The organism is Xenococcus sp. PCC 7305, assembly GCF_000332055.1.
Lineage (GTDB): Bacteria > Cyanobacteriota > Cyanobacteriia > Cyanobacteriales > Xenococcaceae > Xenococcus.
Window position 1 is genome coordinate 16,425 of the sequence record NZ_ALVZ01000228.1, and the last position, 18,185, is coordinate 34,609.

Below are 18,185 nucleotides of genomic sequence, written 5' to 3' on the forward strand. Positions count from 1 at the left end.
TTTTTTCTAAGCCACCTCAATAATGGGATGGAGATAGAAATAGCCCAAAGAAGTAGTAGTCAGATAGGTATTTGTTGGATCTATTTTAGAGGATTGATTTCTAGGTATCAAAAAAGGAAAGATTTTACGTAAAGTACTTTCATGAAGAGAATCTATTTTTCTCTCTTGCCACAAACGCTTTACAATCTGATAGGTTTGCTCTTCATCCATTTCCAAACGATAAGCTAAGTTTTCCACTGTTAAAGGTCTCAATTCTAAGGCTTTAAGAATAGAAATAGTTTTTAAATCAGCTTTTGCTTGGGCATCGGAAACTGCCGTTTGCAATGTTTTGACAAATGAATCCTGACTGCCTTGCATTTTTTCAACCATTTGTTGAGCTGTAGCGAGGAAATCATTTGAGTAGAGTATTTTGTAAGCAATATCTTCTAGCGATCTGCTCTCTTCGAGTGCTAAGCTTCCACCGCCATTAATACTAAATTTATCTCGTTCCTGCGATCGATATTGCCTTTGCAAATTGGAACGTGCTGTTTGATAAAACTTACTGAATTGAGGATTTTTTTCGACTAATGGAGCTATTTTTGAAATCGCGTGACTAGGATTACTTGCCAAATCGCCAGCAATTGCTTGAACTTCTTGTTTTAACTGTTGTGGTAGAGGAGTTTCAACTTGAGTCAAAGCAATTAAGAAGGCTTGGAGTGTGGTTTGCTCGATAATGTTCATAAAAGCTTTCCGCCAGTGCAAGTAAAAGCTGCCCAATAATAGGGATCATCATAAGGTCTGTGATTTGTATCCATTCTATCTGACTTTTGTTGAATGTCTCTAATAAAATCTTGAAGATAGGCGTAAACGTTGGGATGAGTTGCTCTAATCTCTTCGGCTAGTTCTTCAAGCCAAATTTTTAGTTCAGAGTAAGTGAGCGATCGCAACCAAGCTTGTGCTTTTTTAAGAGCAAGAGCAGGGGTCTTTTTCTCTAGATACAATTGGTAAAAGCGAATCATCAGCCAAGCACTAGAAATTTCTTCCACTGTCCACAATGTACTTAGAACAGCAGTTGCACCTGCTTCCAAAAATCCACTAACTAAACCAACATATTCGGTATCTATGGTTTCTTGACCTGTAATCGCTGTCTCGCAGGCCGCCAGGCTAATAAGTTGATAGCTTTTTAAATTGAGTTGGCTAATTTCTTGAGCTGTGATTTGTTCTTTTTGGGCAAGAGTTAAAGCCGAATTTTGCGGTTGGTGTTGATTGTAAGCACCATGTCCTGTGAAATGGAAAATATTATGATTTGCTTTTAATTCTGTTTTGAGTTGGGAATTGTTTACTGTGTCGAGGTGAGTGGCTTGGGTAAACATCGAATTGATCAGCACAGATTCAATTGCGGCATAGGGTAAATCGTTGGCAGGATTTTCTATATTTAGGAGAGATGGTTGATTCTGATGGGGTTGTTTCTGTTGCAGCGTCAAAGCAATTTGCAAACTAGGGAAATAGTTAATCGTTGATTCGGGGTTTGTCAGAAAAGAATCGAACAGAAGATGTAGCGGCAAACGATGTAGGTCTTGATGGGGAATCAGAATTAATTGAGTGATGTCTGCTAGATGAGATTCGATAGTAGGAATATCGAGAATAATCTTGAGTTTAGCCAGTTGGGAAAACATTTCCGTTCGCCAACTATGATTACGACGCTCTGCTTCGGCGACTTTTTTGTTTTTGCCGCGATAATCTTGGTATTGCTGATTCCATTCTGCTAGCCAAGTTTTATATTTTTGGAGGCGTTTTAGAGAATGGGGAAGTTGGGTTGGTTCCTGTTGTTCTATGGGTTGGGATAGGATAATTGGTTCGGCAAGATTAGCCTTGAGAATAAATGTGTTGAGGGACTGAGGACTGAGATGCCAATAAATTATGGCGGTTTCTGGGGTTAATAGCTCTTGAATTTGTTCGTAACCAGGGCAAACAGTCTGTTCTTGCCAAGTATGGAGCAGATTATCTAGGCAAATGTTTTTGCTCAGTTCTGCACTTGTCAGGGCTTGAATTATTTGTTCTTGCTTGATTAAGATATCGACGCTTAATTGGTGGAAATCAATAAACTTGAGTTGTAGTTGTTTTTTAATAGCAAAGGATGGAGTCTGATTCAAGAGATTTTTCAAAACTTCTAATCCTTTGAGTCTTAATTGCTCTGCGGCTTCGCTATTTCCGAAACCTAGTTGAACTTTGATTAGATTTTGTAGGACTTCTAAATGTTCTTTGGGGTAATCTGTCTCGGTCAGGGTTTCTAAGGCATGATTATAATTGACGACTGCTTTATGCCAATAATCAAAAGAACGAGAATGTTCTCTTCCCTCTAAATAGTGAATATATCCAAGAAGGGAATGCAACTTTCCCCATCCTAGAGAATGAGTTTCTTGTTTTATTGCTTGATCTAATTTTTCTTCTGCTCTGATGATTGCATCTTCATAGCCCCCTATGTTTAGCAGAGTATCGAAATAATGAGAATGAGAGAATAAGTCTTGTTTGAACGAATAAATACTTTTTTGTGAAAAAGGTTGTTGAATGAATTGAATTAGTTTTTTGGAAATAGGCTGCTGAAATAGGTTATAAAGTTCTTCTGGAGGATCTTGGCTAATTCGTTTAATTATTCTGATTGAACAATCATTATCAAAAGCTTTAGCTAGTAAAAGCTGGGAATCATATAGAGAAGTTTTTAATTTAACTATTGTTTGAGATAAATCTAATTCTTCCAAGCTAAGAATTGTTCTTTGGGAAACTTGGCTGACTTCCAGGAAAAATATGCTAGCAAAATTTTTTGGAATAGATGAGCTTTGGCATGAGGATAAATAAAGATGTCTTATGTAGTTATAGCAAGTCATATAATCGTCAGGTTTGAGCTTAAGTGCTTGCTCATAAAAGATGAATGCTTCTCCCTTTCTATTTAATTTAGACAGTGCACCACCACAGCTGCGCCAAATTGCGAAATCGTCAGGTTTGAGCTTAAGTGCTTGGCAATAAGAGGCTAATGCCTCTTCCTCTTTATTTAATTTAGACAGTACTGTCCCACGGTTTGTCCAGGTTAGATACTCATCAAATTCGAGTTTAATTGCCTGATTATAGGAGGTTAATGACTCTTCATATCTTCTCAAATCATATAATGTCCGACCACGTTCAAACCAAGCAACCCAAAAGGAGGGATGAGTCTTAAGTAATAAGTCGAAAAAAGCTAATGCTTCTTCCGTTCTTCCTAAATCATTTAGTGTTCTGCCACAAAATAGTAAAAACAAACCAAAATCAGTATCAGGATCATGATTAAGTGCCTGGTAAAAAAAAGCTAATGCTTCTTCATTTTTTCCTACTCTACGTAATTCAACTCCTTGGTCATAGAAATATCCATAATTCTGTAGTTCAGCACTATTCTGCTCTTTCACAGTTCCAACTAAATTTAGGGGTGGTTGCAAACCAGGCTGAGAAGGAGTTATAAATTCATAATTATTAATAGTTTCAGAATGTTGTCTTTTCTCATTCTCAGTTATTGCACTAACCAAATTTTCTCCCAACTCTCTCGCTACTTCCCTCAATTCATCTCTAGCAATTTTGCTCAGCACCAATAATCGATGCCCCAACTCCTGATGGGACTCTGGCTGCAATAACCAGCGCTGCCCAAAACTCCTCAGCCAACTCGCCAACTTCTCTGGCTCCAGATTATTCCCAAACAAAAATCCTTGAATTTGTCCCCAATTTCTCCCCTGAACCACTTCTTCCAGCAGCTCCGCCAGCAAATTTTCGTATTCTAAATCGCTAAGTCCAGGTTTCAGAATAGTAGATTCATAAGCATTCACTTCTGGTGCTTTATTTTGCCCAAACCAACCTTTGATCCATTTCCATAACTTATCGAGAAATCGGAACATGCTTTGTTCAACTCAATACCATGGTCAATATTAAATCTACTTTTGTTAGCCTTCCTTTTCAAGCTCAATTACGATTATTAACACTAAGGGCGATTGGCCAATCGCCCCTACATCAATGGTATGTTTTTCCCCAGAAATCACCTAAGTCCTTCTGCCATCTGCCATCTGCCATCTGCCATCTGCCTTCTCTAATTCTTATCTTGAGAAGCTTGATTTTTATTCTTATCGACACTAACACCGCGATATTTCAATTTATATTCTGGATGTGGCTGCACCGGCAATCGGGGATCATTAATATGATAGGTTTTCCCTCGATAGGTCCCCGTTAACTCTTCGCCGTCAGAATTATCCTTTTGCTCTACTTGTTGTTGCCCAAGCTCTTGATGTCGAGAAGCATGAATATGATAAGTTTTACCCCGATATGTTCCAATTAGTTCTTCACCGGCAGAATTGTCGTTTTGTTCATCATGCTCTGCCTGTTTTTGCCCAGACTCTTGACTCGATTTAGACTCAGATGCCAGTTCATCTTCCCCGACCGGTTGCCGCCAAAATCCATAGGTACTGAGAAGCGCGATCGCAAGAACGACTAACTTAACTTCCCAAGGCGCAATCACTAAGCTTAAGATAAAACTGAAAAATGTTACTGAACCCATCAAATAACTAATTTCATCTGAAGCCTTTTTGGCAATATGATTGGCGGCAATGCCAGCTACTAGAGGAATTAAAAAAAATAGGTTCATCTTATCCTTATGATCGCGCGTCTAAAAATATTTTCCGGTTCAATCACTTACACTACTATAAACCTGAAATGGATTAGTGATTAATTTGCTACAGTTTGAAATCTAGACAGCGTCTTTTCCCAAGCGCAAAGCAATCAAAGAGCCTTGCGAAAAATAATCTTATCATCACCAGCTTTGTAAAACTCGCGAATTCTGGCCTCTTCTTCATAGCCCTGTTTGCGATAAAACTCCCGAGTTCGCTCAAAACCTGGCAGCCCCGAAGTTTCCACCAGGAGTAGGCGATCGCCGCGTTCTGTCAAGATTTTTTCCACATAGTCCAACATGGCCCCACCAATGCCTTTTCCTTGATAGTCGGGGTGAACCGCAATGAAATACAAATTCCAAGCTCCCTCAGCATAAGGCTCTGGTGCATAGTAGGCAACGCCTCTAGGCTCACAATCATCATAGGTAATCCAACAGGAATCACTATCTGGGTTGCCGTCAAAATATTCGGCCAACATCCCGCCCAGCTCCTCCAGTTCTGGGGGACTAAACAGCCCAACAGCCTCGGCAATAGCGATGAGCGCTTTCTGGTCTTCGGGGGTAGCAAGTCGAATCATAACCTTGGTAAACCTGAGTTCGATGAGTACAAAATTTACTAGTTCTGGATAAGGATTTGGGGATTTGGGTATGACGTTGGGAAAGTTGAAATATGACTGTTTTTAACCTAACACCTAACACCTAAAACCAATCTTTGCGAGTCAATAAATTACCAACTCATTATAAAATGTTTAGCTCTGAGAAAGCCTTTGTACTGCTTCCCCGCCCAAAAGGCGATCGCATGTTTGCAAAATCTGGGGAATTTTATCCCGATGAGGACTATTCTTTAAACAAGCATCTAGATTGAATCTGGCGACATTTTTCGCTTGGGCACCAGGAAACCAATGACCTCCATTTTCTAATAAGTTATATCTTCCCTTGCTATATTCATGCATATCGTAGGCCAATGCCAAATTGCGCAACCAAAGAATCACCGGAATATTAATCCTGCCTGGAGTTTCTTCGTGGCTTGGCAAACCAACGTGCCAAGTTCGATACCATTCTTCCCCCAAAGCTGCGATCGCACCTTGTTCCAACTGCTCTAAAATCTTGGGTAAAATCGACTCAGCTTCGGCAATCAGAGGCAATACTTTTAGATGCTCATCAAAATCCGAGGGTTTGGCCGCACCGAGGCTAAGGGTATGAACCTGAGGATGGGACAAACAAAAAAGATCATTAAATACCATGGGGCTCAACGGTTGACATAATTCCACAAGTTTCGCTGGCGGATCATATAGTTTGCCTCCTTTATCGGAAGGACTAATAATAAAGACGCCCATATCCTGTTGATTAGCCGCTGCGATCGCCGACCAATTTGTTTGATTAATGTAATACCAATGGAGATTCACATAATCAAATTCCCCGGTATTAATCGCCTTAGTAATAATTTCGGTACTACCGTGAGTAGAAAACCCGACAAAACGAACTTTGCCTTCGCGCTGCAATTGTCGTGCCACATCCAAACAACCACCAGATCTGAGAGTGTCATCAAAAGTTGCTTGATTGTTAATGCCGTGAATTCCCAGTAAATCGACGTATTCTAAACCCAAAAACTTCAGAGACTGCTCAAAGTTACGACGAAATTCCCGGGGATCTTCACGGGGGCCTACTTTCGTTTGCATTATAAACTGCTCTCGGGGAAGGCGAGGTAATAGCTTCCCTAGTTGCATCTCCGATGTGCCATAACCTCTCGCTGTTTCAATATGATTAATTCCCAGTTCCAGCGATCGCAAAATAGTTGCTTCAAGATTGCGTTGATTAGCTTCAGGAATTTCGGATTCTGGGATATCTCGCCAAGCATGTTGATATCTCATGCCACCACAGGAGAATATTGGCATTTGTAATTCTGTGCGACCAAACCTTCTGTATTGCATTGATTCAATGACTAATCTATTTTTCTCGAATTCAATTTAAACTATAGCAATCCTGACTAAGTAGTTGCATCCTGGTTGATATAGGGAACAGGGAACAGGGAATAGGGAATAGGGAACGGGGAACAGGGAACGGGGAATAGGGAATAGGAAGATTTTTGTAGTTAATTTTGCCTGGGCATTTTATGTGATCTTTGTCTATTTGAGATCGTTTTCAGCGAATTTCTGAGCTGCTTTGGGAACAAAAGCTGCCACCAAAAAGCCGAAAGTGATGTAGAGACCGCCAGAGCTATCACCTTGAGATCCTGAATTTCCAGCATTGAGCACCGTCAGTAAGCCAAAAATAATTGCTCCGACCAGAGCCATAAAGCTCATTAGTCTCACCGAAGAACTATTTTGATCATCTCCTTCAAAGAATCCTGCTGTGTTTTGATTTGATTCTTGGTTTAAGGTTTTATTCATTGCTAATCATCCAAATTCTGTACCGAAAATATACCCACTTATCTACTTGTGAAGTACATAGTAAATTTATTTCAAATTAAAGTATCTATAAAGTTACAAATAATGAATTGTCATTGTGACAAATAAGATACAGGATTGTAAAGTAAGTAATTACTCTATCAGAGTTATTCCCGAGAAAAACCCATTACCCATTACCCATTACCCATTACCCATTACCCATTACTTATTACTTATTACTCATTACTCATTACTTATAACTTACTCTCCTTATCTTAATTTTTTAAACTCAAACAATACAAAATATGACACTAGAAAATTCTCAAAACAACCAACCAGAATGTATTGAAGTTCCCGAAGGTCAATCCTTTGTGGTTGATTTTAACACCGAAAAAAATATTCTTACTGAAGATGTCTGGTTTGCCGAAAAAATAACAAAGCCAGTTATCGCCGCACTAATCGGCGCTGAGCATCTTGATGAAGGTTCTTCAGCTGCTTATAAAGTACAACTAGACAGAGCCTTAGATGTCGATACTTACTATGATATTCAGATTAATAGTGGAACAGCCCAACAAGTGGGCGATCAAGAAGGTGTCGATCGCCAAGATATTATTTGGGGTGGGGTTTACGACCTCAGAGATTCCCAGGGCAATATTGTCGAGGTCATATACAATCGCGTGCCCAACGGTCAATGGGCTTCTGATGGCAATCGTCCTCAAGTGGGGCCTGACGATGCGAATTGGGATTTCTCCGCGATTCAAGACGGTGAAATAATAGATAGCAATACTCTACGTGTTAAAGTTGCTGCTGGCCAAACTATGTCGGAAAGCTTTGATATCAAAGCCTGGGCGGAAAAAATTACTGTTGACCGCAATTTATTTAGTACTTCAGATGCCGAAGAGGGAACGGAGACTTTTTCCCTATCAATAGTCGATAGCAGTGGATCAGATCTGCTTCATCTAGGCGCAGATCTTGATGTTGAGATTAAAGATACAACCGATGTCTATGGAGTTAGCCCGATCGCTTTCGATCTTAATGGTGACGGAAAAATTGGCGTGACGGGAGAAACTACAGCCCAAGATAAATCTGGAATTGACCATATTGGCTCAACTGTAGAATTTGATATTGATGCTGATGGAGAACTAGATACTATCGAATGGCTCTCAGGCGATGGAGACGGCTTCTTAGTAGATAATCGCGATGGCAATGCCGCTTCTGAGATGAATGGCGCGCGGTTATTTGGCGATGAAGGTGGTAAATATACTGATGGTTATCAAAAACTCGCCCAACTTGATAGTAACAACGACGGCAAACTCAATGGTGAAGAATTAGACGGACTAGAACTATGGGTCGATGATGGCGATGCCCAGGTTGCAGCAGGAGAATTTATGTCCCTAGCGGATAAAGGGATTCATGAAATTTCTGTAGTTGCCGATTATGTGCAAAGCGATCGCGGAGAAACTTTAATTCGTTCTACAGCAACTGCGAATGCCGAGACTTGGAATGATGTTAGTTATTCTCTAGAAGGGATTGATGCTAATGTTTTTGAGATTGATACCCAGACTGGAGAATTAACTTTCAAACAAGAAGCCGATTTTGAAAATCCCCTCGATGCAGATGGCGATAATATTTATGATATTACTGTAGTTCGTAGCTTAGATAATGGCAGTGTCATTCGCCGAGATACCCAGATTAAGGTTCAAGATGACCTTAGCGATCATGGCAATGGCGAGAATCAAGACCCCGATGCGGTAGATGATTTTGCTAGGACTAATATTAATACCAAAGTAGGTGTTCGGGTTTTGGAAAATGATTCTGACCCAGAAAGCGACCCCCTAAGAATCAAATCTTGGACTCAGGGTAATCATGGGGTCGTCAAACGCAATAATAACGGCACCCCTGATGATACTACCGATGACAAACTAGTTTATTTCCCCAATGAAGGTTTCACGGGAACTGATACTTTCTCCTACACCATTGATGATGGTTTTGGTGGGATGGACAGCGCTACGGTAACTGTTGAAGTTGGCAATAATGGCGGCCCTGGCAACAATGCGCCCGATGCGGTGGATGATTTTGCTAGCACTAATGCTGAAACTAAAGTTGGAGTTCGGGTTTTAGCCAATGATTCTGACCCTGATGGTGATCCTCTAAGAATTAAATCCTGGACTCAGGGGAATAATGGAGAAGTGAGGCGCAATAATAATGGTACCCCTGATGATACTACTGACGATAAGTTAGTTTATTTTCCCAAGGAAGGTTTCACCGGAACTGATACTTTCTCCTACACCATTGATGATGGGAATGGGGGCCTGGATAGCGCTACGGTTACCGTTGAAGTTGTTAATAATGGCGGCGCTGACAATAATGCGCCCGATGCGGTGGATGATTTTGCCAGCACTGATGCTGAGACTAAAGTTGGAGTTCGGGTTTTAACTAATGACTCTGACCCCGATGGTGACCCCCTCAGAATTAAATCCTGGAGCCAGGGGAATAATGGGGAAGTTAAACGTAATAGCAATGGCACGCCCCATGATACTACTGATGATAAGTTAGTTTATTTTCCTAATGAAGGATTTAGTGGGACGGATACTTTCTCCTACACCATTGATGACGGCAATGGAGGCATGGATACTGCCACTGTCACCATTGAAGTTGAGCCCGCCGAACCCGCAGAAATTATTGCTAATCTGGTCGGGACAACTACCATTGATGAAGGAGAGCAAGGTTCTTATAAAGTTCAGTTAGATGAAGTGAGCGATCGCGATCGCAGTTTTACCATTCAAGTTGATGATGGTACAGCTAATCGCATTGATCAAGATGCTTCTGGTCAAGATATCATTTGGGGTGGTTTCTACGATATTAGACAAGGCATTGGTGGTCCGGTAATTGAAACTATCTATGATCGTGTGCCGAACAGTACTGACCCTAGCGACGGCGATCGCCCTGCCACTGGTCCGGGAGATGCTAGTTGGGATTACACCCTGTATCAAGATGATTCTATTAATCAAGGGAATACCATTACAGTTACCGTTGCCGCCGGAGAGACCATGTCCAATCCTTTCCAGGTTGCAGCTTGGAAAGAACAGGTTACAGTAGACCGCGATGGCCCAAATGCTACTGGCTTTGTTGAAGGTACTGAGAATTTCTCCCTAACTGTTATCGAAGCAGACAATACTAGATTTGAGCAAAGTTCTTTGCAGGTTGAGATTCAAGACAAATCTCACTATGGTTTTGTGAGCCCCATTGCGATCGACCTTAATGGCGATGGCGTTAAAACCATTAGTATCCAACAAGGTGTCATGTTCGATATCTTAAATACCGGAGAACAAGTGAACACGGGCTGGTTATCAGGTAACGATGGATTTCTTGCTGTGGACAACGACGGGAATGGTCAAATTGATAATCAAAATGAACTATTCGGTGGCAATGGAGTTGGGGAAGCCTTTGCCAAACTCGAATCCTTTGATTCTAATGATGATGGCGTAGTGAATAATGCTGATGCCAACTTCGACCAAATTATGGTTTGGCAAGATCAAAATGAAAATGGCGTTACAGATTTTGGGGAATTACAATCTCTGACTGCTGTTGGAGTTGCAACTCTTAATCTGGACTATCAATCTAATTTCACGTTAGATGAGCAAGGAAATCTTTTGGGAGAGCGAAGTTCTGCGGTAATGGCTGATGGTCAAAGTAGAGAGTTAGTTGACGTTTACTTTGAAGTTTAATGATTAGTTAGGGGTGATTGGCAAATCACTCCTAAGTTTGGAGAATACATGCAAATAAATGAGATAATTTTTCTGGATTAACTAAAAAGTAAAACTGATGAGAAAATATTGGCAAGCTTTAATCGCTTTTGCGTTAGTAATCTTACTGAATGTCATAGCCAGTCCCTCAGTTCACTCCCAAGAAGATACCACCACTGGGGATAAAATCGATGGTTTTCCTGTGCTTTTGGCCGATGAAACCCTGTTTGTGATCCAAGCCAACGTCGGATCATTCTCCTCTGAAGAGCGAGCCCAAACCATTACAAATCGCATCCAAAGAGTTGCCGAGGATGAGTCAATAGACCTCAATTTGCTGAGACTTGCAGAACAGGATGTTACCACAAGTATTTTTATTGACAAAAAAATACTAGTTACGCTAACAGAGGCCGATGCCAAGGCCGCCCAGATATCTAGAACCGAGCTAGCCAATGAACATCTGGCCAAAATCCAAGATTCCCTGCAAACCTATAGACAAGAGCGCAGTGCAAAATACCTAATTAGAGCAATTATTTATTCGGTTATTGCAACGGTTCTGTTAATTCTTGTTCAGTTCATTTTAAACAAAATATTCCCCAGAATTTATAGTTTGCTAGATTCTTGGAGGGAAAGCCGAATTCCGAGTATCAGAATTCAAAATGTGGAGCTAGTCAGGTCTTCTTTATTGACAGTCGTCTTAAAGCGTCTAGTGAAACTAATTCATTGGTCGGTGATTTTGTTTGTTCTATACCTCTATTTTCCTTTTGTCTTTAGTTTCTTTCCCTGGACAAAAGCATTAGGTAAAAATCTCTTCAGCTATCTTTTTGCCGCTTTCGAGCAGGTTTTTCAGGGCTTTATCAACTATCTCCCCAATTTATTCGTAATCGCAGTTATTATCCTCTTTACTTATTATATTATTCGCTTTGTTAAGCTTATTTTCGGAGAGCTCCAGCGGGGAGAAATTGCTTTTCCCGGCTTCTATCAAGAATGGGCAGCCCCAACCTATAAATTATCTTTTTTCCTGATCTTGGCTCTGGCAGTGGTTATTGCTTTTCCCTATCTACCTGGCTCGGGCTCTCCTGCTTTTCAAGGTGTTTCTCTGTTTCTGGGTTTGTTGCTGTCTCTTGGTTCTACCGCTGCTGTTGCCAATATTGTTGGCGGAGTCATCCTCATTTACACTCGTGCCTTTGAAGTAGGCGATCGCGTTCAGATCGGCGATGCCGTGGGTGATATTGTCGCCAAAACCCTTCTGGTCACTCGTTTACGCACGCCAAAAAATATGGTGATTACCATGCCCAATTCAACGGTGCTTTCTAGTAATGTGGTCAACTTCAGCGCAACAGTCCGAGATCCCGAAACCCCACCCTTGATTCTCCACACGACAATTACCCTGGGCTATGATGTTCCCTGGCGAAAAGTCCATCAGGTGTTAACGGATGCCGCGATCGCAACCGAGCATATTTTGAGTGACCCCGCTCCTTTTATCCTACAAACTAGTTTGGATGATTTTTATGTTAGCTATGAGTTGAATGCCTATACAAACCGTCCTCTGATAATGTCAAATATCTATTCTCAATTGCATCAGCATCTTCAAGATAAATGTAATGAAGCAGATATTGAGATTCTCTCACCTCACTACTCTGCACTGCGAGATGGTCATCAGATTACTATTCCTGCAAATTATTTACCCAACGACTATAATGCTCCTGGATTTAGGATGGCTCCTCCCGATAAACCAGATAACTCATGATCGAGAAGTCTAATGAATCATTATAGAAGCCAAGTCATTAAAATAACGGGAAAAGTAACTATATAAGATGAAAATTGCTATTTTGTCGCAAGATGCTACTCTCTACTCAACTAGAAGGCTTCGAGAGGCAGGGGAAGCTCAAGGACATAATATTCAGGTGATTGACTATCTGCGTTGCTACATGAATATCACCTCCCATCGACCTTCCATCGTTTACAAAGGAAAACCTTTAGAAAATTTTGATGCGATTATTCCCCGAATTGGCGCATCCCGAACTTTTTATGGTACGGCTGTGGTTCGTCAGTTTGAGGTGATGGGAGTTTTTGCGACAAATGAATCCCAGGCAATTTCCCGTTCTCGCGACAAATTGCGTTGCTTACAAATTTTGGCTAAGCAGGGCATCGGGTTGCCGGTAACAGGCTTTGCCCATGCTACCCAAGATATTGACGGTTTGATAGAAACTGTAGGAGGTGCACCCTTAGTCATTAAGTTGCTCGAAGGTACCCAGGGAATCGGAGTGGTTTTAGCCGAAACTTCTCAAGCGGCAAAATCTGTTATTGAAGCCTTTCGTGGTTTGGATGCCAATATTCTTGTGCAAGAATATATTAAAGAGGCTAAAGGAGCTGATTTACGTTGTTTTGTGATTGGGGGCAAGGTCATAGCATCCATGAAACGTCAGGGAGCAGCAGGAGAATTTCGTTCTAATCTGCATCGCGGAGGCCGAGCTACTAAGATTAAATTAACTCCCGAAGAAAAAAGTACTGCAATTAGGGCAGCAAAAGCCATGGGGTTAGGTGTGGCTGGAGTGGATTTGTTGCGTTCCCATCATGGGCCAGTAGTAATAGAAGTTAATTCTTCTCCTGGCTTGGAAGGAATTGAAAAAGTCACCACAATAGATGTTGCTGGCAAAATAATTGAATATATTGCCAAAAATGCTGAAGCGAGCAAAACTCGAGATCGCATTAAATATTAGATAATTCCATTCCAGAACAAGACTTTGAACGATAATCCCCAGGAAAATACGATTGAAATTGCCAAGGAAATTATTCCCCCAGGGCGATCGCGACGCTTGGATCTCCCCGTGAGCCGTTTGCCGACCCAAACTTTGTTATCGCTTCCCGTGACTATTGTTAATGGCCTCGATCCAGGCCCGAAATTATGGCTGAGTGCAGCGATTCACGGAGATGAGCTTAATGGGGTAGAGATCATTCGTCAGGTATTGGCACAAATTAGACCCGAGAAGTTGCGAGGAACTTTGCTGGCTGTCCCGATTGTTAATGTTTTTGGTTTTATTGAGCAGTCTCGTTATCTTCCCGATCGCCGAGACCTGAATCGCAGTTTTCCTGGTTCTGAGAAGGGTTCTTTGGCTTCTCGTTTAGCGTTTTTGTTTATGCGAGAGATTGTTAGTCAGAGTACTCACGGTATTGATTTACATACAGCGGCCATTAATCGAGTAAATTTACCTCAAATTCGCGGCAATCTCCAAGATCCCGAAACCCATCGTTGCGCCAAGGCTTTTGGGACAAAAATTATGCTCCATGCCAACACCAGAGATGGCTCTTTGCGCCAAGCGGCCACTAAGAAGGGAATCCCTGTTTTACTATATGAAGCAGGGGAAGCCTTACGATTTAATGCTGAGGCGATCGCGATCGGAGTTCAAGGCATTTTGCGGGTGATGAATTGCTTAGATATGTACGATTTAGCAGAAACTGTTTCTGAAACTGAAACAATTGAAGTTACGAGTAGCAAATGGATTCGGGCCTCTCGGGGTGGGATATTTCATTTAGGGGTAAATCTTGGGGAAAAAGTCGTTAAAAAGCAAGAATTGGGCTTTATTACCGATGCTGTGGGGGAATCTCAGATTAAAGTTCGTGCCAGCGTCTCAGGAATCGTCTTGAGTTACAGTTTAAATCCCTTGGTCAATCAAGGTGATGCGATCGTGCACTTGGCGATTATCAACTAAATTTTCTGCTTATTAAGCTTCTTCTTAAAGTATCCATAAAGCTGCCAATTTTATCTAAACTTCTAAGAAATCAATACTTAGCCATCAATGAATAGTACTTAATAACAATTATTTACATGAGAAAAAAATTACCCCAATTCCTCTTAGTTATTATTATTTGGTTAGGTTTGTTCCTAATACCTGCTTTCGCACAAGCTAATGACCAAGAGACAATAGAAATTGATGGGCGACAACTTTTTGAAGTAGCCGATTATGATACATTTCCTGCAGAAGTACGAGCTAATTGGGTCAATTATCAAATAAAAGCAGTAGTTGAATCGGGTGAGAAGCCACAAACTACAATTGAAATTCGCAATAAATTGCCAATTATTATTTTAAATAATCGCTATTTGTTAACTGTTACCCGAAAAGATACTTCTCCAATCAATTCTCCTCGGGAACAAGCTGACATTTGGGCAGATAAAATTACTCAAGCAGTAGAAAAATCTCAAAAAGAAAGGAATGAATCCTATCTAACTCGACGATTATTTTTGGCTTTTACTCTCCTGGTTCTATCATCTGTAATTAATTGGTTGTTAGGAAAATTTTGGCAGAAGGCAATTTATTTTTGTTCGAAAATTTTCAACTTAGATCGTAGTAATTCAGAATCAAATAAGAATAAAGCCTTAACTTTAGGGTTAAGTTTTTCTCTATTATTAATCAGGATTAGCCTGTGGTTAGTCGCGACTATTTATATTACTAACCTTTTTCCCCTAACCAGATCCTGGAGTTATCGAATTAAAACACGTTTGATAGAAAGCTTTACTATTTCCTTGATTTCTATTGGTAATAATTCTTATTCATTACTTGATTTTTTATTCTTAGCTGTTTTAGAAATTACTTTATTTATAGTAGCCAATGTTCTAGCTAATTTCCTGCTGAAGCGAGTGTTAATACTAACTCAAATTAGTCGCGGAGTACGAGAAGCGATCGCTCTTGTGGTTAAATATGTTTTTATCTTTATTGGGACTATTGTATTGCTACAGGTTTGGGGCTTTGATCTTAGTTCTTTAACGATTTTAGCTAGTGCTTTTGGGGTAGCAATTGGTTTTGGGTTTCAGGATATTGCGAAGAATTTTGGTAGTGGCTTAGTTTTGTTGTTTGAACGTCCAATTCAAGTTGGTGATTTTGTAGAGGTTAATCAGTATGCAGGGATCATAGAATATATTGGCCCTCGTAGTACATTAATTAAAACTCTAGATCAAATCTCGATTATCGTCCCAAATTCTCGTTTCCTAGAGAGTGAAGTCATTAATTGGAGTCATAATAATCCTATTTCTCGCTTACATATTCCCATTGGAGTTTCCTATGATTCTGAAGTTCAATTAGTTAAGACAGCGCTGTTAGAAGCAAGTAAAAAATGTTCAGATGTATTAAGTTTTCCTCCTCCTCAAGTGCTACTTTTAGGGTTTGGCGATAGTGCCATCAATTTTGAATTATTAGTCTGGATGGCACAACCTCAAAAACAATCGATAATTAAAAGTGAACTTTATTTTGCTATTAGTACATCTTTCAACAATCATCATATAGAAATTCCTTATCCCCAACAGGATATCAATTTACGTTCTGCCATATTTCCTGTCCCAGGAGCAGTCGAAGTCAAAAATTCCCATGAGGATCAAGCTGGTTGAATTGCTTAAAAAGAGTATAAATAAACACATTTACTAGAAACAGTCAATTAAGCATAAAGTAGACGGCCTTAAACATTTTTAAGTAACGTGAGTTCGATGAGTACAAAATTTATTAGTTCTGAATAGGGACTTGGGGATTTAGGGAAAAGCCTATTACTTGGTTTTTTAATTTGGAAAATTTAATCAAAAAGAAAATTTGTCGAACTGAAGTTCAAGTAGAGGCTAATATTTTTTGAGTTTCGGATCTTCCTGCTTGGCGCAACTTTCTCATCATCTGAAAACTAACAAAAGTAATGGCTAGCCATTGCCCCAAAACTCCTAAGATTAAAGCTGAAACATTTGCGTATTCTATGCCGACAAAAGGAACACTAGAAAAGAACCAAGCTAGTGGGACATTTTGAGGTGTCACATCGGCGATCGCAAACAAAATTGGTGGCAGCAGGATCAATAGCGAAATCGTGATCGATGTCCAGAGCACTCTTTTATGGCTTTTCATGAGCAACATCCATTGCACAATCACTGAATACAATAAAATCATTCCCATCGTTAAAACAAACCCGCCGATAGCCTCGGCTCCTGCTTTTTGTGACGGAAATATTAGCAATCCCATTGCAATAATAATTATCGTAATGGCCGCATTAATTGCGATCGCAACTGAAGAGGGACTTTTCTCGCCAAAAACTAATTCTTGAACTAATGATTTGCCATTTTTGCTCAGTTGATGTCGATATCTTGCCCAATCATATAATTTTTGACGATGAGGACTCAAAGCAGCAACCAATCCTAACAACATCGCAAATAATAGGCATTGTAAAATGATGAAATTCTCAGCAAGCTTGTTATAGTCACCATTAATTTGCAAAGTGAATCCCAGGGAGATCGCGACAAACCATCCTGTGATCCAATAGCTTTGTTTTTTACTAAAAATAGTACTAGTTGGGTTATGGAAAAGACGTGTTGCCCCCTGCCAAAGCCAATAAGTCCATAAACAATAGTTGAACAGAATAAAGCCCATTCCTGTAATTGCGTTTGACCATAAATGCTGACCGTAAAATGATAACTGACTTAAAGAATTAAGATCAATATAATCTACTAAATCACCAGCAACAGAAATTGGCTCCAGCACATAAGTCAGTGCAAGAATGGGGTTAAATATTAATAGCCATTCTGCCAGGGAATTATTAATGTCATAATTATCAAAAAATATACAAGTAGTTATCAAAAAAAAGCAAGCAACAACAAATGTTGCGATCCAAGGTTTTAATTCTGATTTTTCCATTCTTACCAAGGCAAATAACCCGGAAAAACTATAAACAAAGGCGCAACCTGCTATAACAATAAGATCAAAAGATAATATTAAATACCAAGGAATATTTGCTTTCAAAGCAGATATCAAATGTAAAGGAAAGATTGTCGCAACAAAAAAATTAACCAGTATGGGAACTCCCACTATTTTCCCAAATAATATCTTGCTAGCTGATTGGGGACTCAGACGAATAAAATTTAAGGTTCCCGTTTTTTCTTCTTGAACAAGATCGGCAATTATCATAAAAGTGCTAATTACTAAGAGAATGACAATACTAGCAATAGTGAAAAAGATAAAAATATCATGCCAAAATAATTCCCAATTTATTGACCAACCCTTAATATTCTTTAGACAGAGAGATTTGGTGGCATGGTTATCTCTTAGACCTGTACAGTAACGACTATATTGAAGTCTTTTCTGTGCTATATCTGGTAGCTTGCCAAAATAAAGTGCGACCACAAATATCTGCACCAGCATAGAAAGTAAAGAAGTAATAAAAATATTTTTGCCACTTATTTTACCTATGATTTCCCGAAATAGCTGGGGATTAGCTTCTAAAGGATTAAAAATTTTTAATTGACCCCTTCGTAATGTCTGGAGTTTTTTATTCATAATTTTTAAAGATAATTTAAGAATAGAAATATTTGTCACTTAACACGAATCAGCGAGCTATTCACTCGGAATCATAAAAAATTAAAAGTAACTTGTA

12 protein-coding genes are annotated in these 18,185 nt (G+C 40.0%); 5 read left to right on the forward strand and 7 right to left on the reverse strand.

The features are described 5' to 3' along the window. Positions 1-6: 6 nt before the first annotated feature. The 6 genes from XEN7305_RS23270 to XEN7305_RS23295 form a co-directional block, all read right to left on the reverse strand. Positions 7-720, reverse strand: coding sequence for a hypothetical protein (locus XEN7305_RS23270; RefSeq protein WP_006511990.1), 714 nt, complete (start codon positions 718-720; stop codon positions 7-9). Further along, positions 717-3,896 (reverse strand): CHAT domain-containing protein, encoded by a 3,180-nt coding sequence (locus tag XEN7305_RS27060; RefSeq protein WP_006511991.1) that lies wholly within the window; start codon positions 3,894-3,896, stop codon positions 717-719. Before XEN7305_RS27060 ends, XEN7305_RS23270 begins: the two co-directional genes overlap by 4 nt. A 188-nt stretch (positions 3,897-4,084) precedes the next feature. Continuing rightward, positions 4,085-4,636, reverse strand: coding sequence for a DUF4278 domain-containing protein (locus XEN7305_RS27940; RefSeq protein ID WP_006511992.1), 552 nt, complete (start codon positions 4,634-4,636; stop codon positions 4,085-4,087). 134 nt (positions 4,637-4,770) lie between these two features. Continuing rightward, entirely contained in the window at positions 4,771-5,235 is a 465-nt protein-coding gene (locus XEN7305_RS23285) for a GNAT family N-acetyltransferase (protein WP_006511993.1), read from the reverse strand. Between the two features lie 171 nt (positions 5,236-5,406). Further along, positions 5,407-6,588 carry an aldo/keto reductase gene (locus tag XEN7305_RS23290; protein WP_006511994.1) on the reverse strand — a complete coding sequence of 394 codons (1,182 nt, stop codon included), beginning with the start codon at positions 6,586-6,588 and terminating at the stop codon, positions 5,407-5,409. A 195-nt stretch (positions 6,589-6,783) separates the two neighbouring features. After that, a complete protein-coding gene (locus XEN7305_RS23295) occupies positions 6,784-7,047 on the reverse strand; it encodes a hypothetical protein (RefSeq protein ID WP_006511995.1) in 264 nt (87 codons plus the stop codon). 302 nt (positions 7,048-7,349) lie between these two features. Here XEN7305_RS23295 and XEN7305_RS23300 point away from each other — a divergent pair, with 302 nt between their 5' ends. The 5 genes from XEN7305_RS23300 to XEN7305_RS23320 all read left to right on the forward strand — a co-directional run bounded on the left by XEN7305_RS23300 (position 7,350) and on the right by XEN7305_RS23320 (position 16,170). Then, a complete protein-coding gene (locus tag XEN7305_RS23300) occupies positions 7,350-10,772 on the forward strand; it encodes an Ig-like domain-containing protein (protein ID WP_006511996.1) in 3,423 nt (1,140 codons plus the stop codon). Between the two features lie 97 nt (positions 10,773-10,869). After that, complete coding sequence (locus tag XEN7305_RS23305; protein WP_006511997.1) at positions 10,870-12,537, forward strand: mechanosensitive ion channel family protein; 1,668 nt, start codon at positions 10,870-10,872, stop codon at positions 12,535-12,537. Between the two features lie 67 nt (positions 12,538-12,604). Continuing rightward, a complete protein-coding gene (gene rimK / locus XEN7305_RS23310) occupies positions 12,605-13,510 on the forward strand; it encodes a 30S ribosomal protein S6--L-glutamate ligase (protein WP_006511998.1) in 906 nt (301 codons plus the stop codon). A 24-nt stretch (positions 13,511-13,534) separates the two neighbouring features. Next, positions 13,535-14,500, forward strand: coding sequence for a succinylglutamate desuccinylase/aspartoacylase family protein (locus tag XEN7305_RS23315; RefSeq protein WP_006511999.1), 966 nt, complete (start codon positions 13,535-13,537; stop codon positions 14,498-14,500). Positions 14,501-14,616: 116 nt separating this feature from the next. Continuing rightward, complete coding sequence (locus XEN7305_RS23320; protein WP_006512000.1) at positions 14,617-16,170, forward strand: mechanosensitive ion channel family protein; 1,554 nt, start codon at positions 14,617-14,619, stop codon at positions 16,168-16,170. A gap of 211 nt (positions 16,171-16,381) precedes the next feature. Here the strand turns inward: XEN7305_RS23320 and XEN7305_RS23325 are convergent, their stop codons facing one another. Then, positions 16,382-18,088 carry a hypothetical protein gene (locus XEN7305_RS23325; protein WP_006512001.1) on the reverse strand — a complete coding sequence of 569 codons (1,707 nt, stop codon included), beginning with the start codon at positions 18,086-18,088 and terminating at the stop codon, positions 16,382-16,384. Positions 18,089-18,185 lie beyond the last annotated feature (97 nt).

Excerpts from the sequence above, each read along its gene's own strand:
- XEN7305_RS23320 (WP_006512000.1), top strand. The coding sequence starts at position 14,617 with ATGAGAAAAAAATTACCCCAATTCCTCTTAGTTATTATTATTTGGTTA.
- XEN7305_RS23305 (WP_006511997.1), top strand. The coding sequence starts at position 10,870 with ATGAGAAAATATTGGCAAGCTTTAATCGCTTTTGCGTTAGTAATCTTA.
- XEN7305_RS23325 (WP_006512001.1), bottom strand. The coding sequence starts at position 18,088 with ATGAATAAAAAACTCCAGACATTACGAAGGGGTCAATTAAAAATTTTT.
- XEN7305_RS23285 (WP_006511993.1), bottom strand. The coding sequence starts at position 5,235 with ATGATTCGACTTGCTACCCCCGAAGACCAGAAAGCGCTCATCGCTATT.
- XEN7305_RS27940 (WP_006511992.1), bottom strand. The coding sequence starts at position 4,636 with ATGAACCTATTTTTTTTAATTCCTCTAGTAGCTGGCATTGCCGCCAAT.
- XEN7305_RS23300 (WP_006511996.1), top strand. The coding sequence starts at position 7,350 with ATGACACTAGAAAATTCTCAAAACAACCAACCAGAATGTATTGAAGTT.
- XEN7305_RS23290 (WP_006511994.1), bottom strand. The coding sequence starts at position 6,588 with ATGCAATACAGAAGGTTTGGTCGCACAGAATTACAAATGCCAATATTC.
- rimK (WP_006511998.1), top strand. The coding sequence starts at position 12,605 with ATGAAAATTGCTATTTTGTCGCAAGATGCTACTCTCTACTCAACTAGA.
- XEN7305_RS27060 (WP_006511991.1), bottom strand. The coding sequence starts at position 3,896 with ATGTTCCGATTTCTCGATAAGTTATGGAAATGGATCAAAGGTTGGTTT.
- XEN7305_RS23270 (WP_006511990.1), bottom strand. The coding sequence starts at position 720 with ATGAACATTATCGAGCAAACCACACTCCAAGCCTTCTTAATTGCTTTG.
- XEN7305_RS23295 (WP_006511995.1), bottom strand. The coding sequence starts at position 7,047 with ATGAATAAAACCTTAAACCAAGAATCAAATCAAAACACAGCAGGATTC.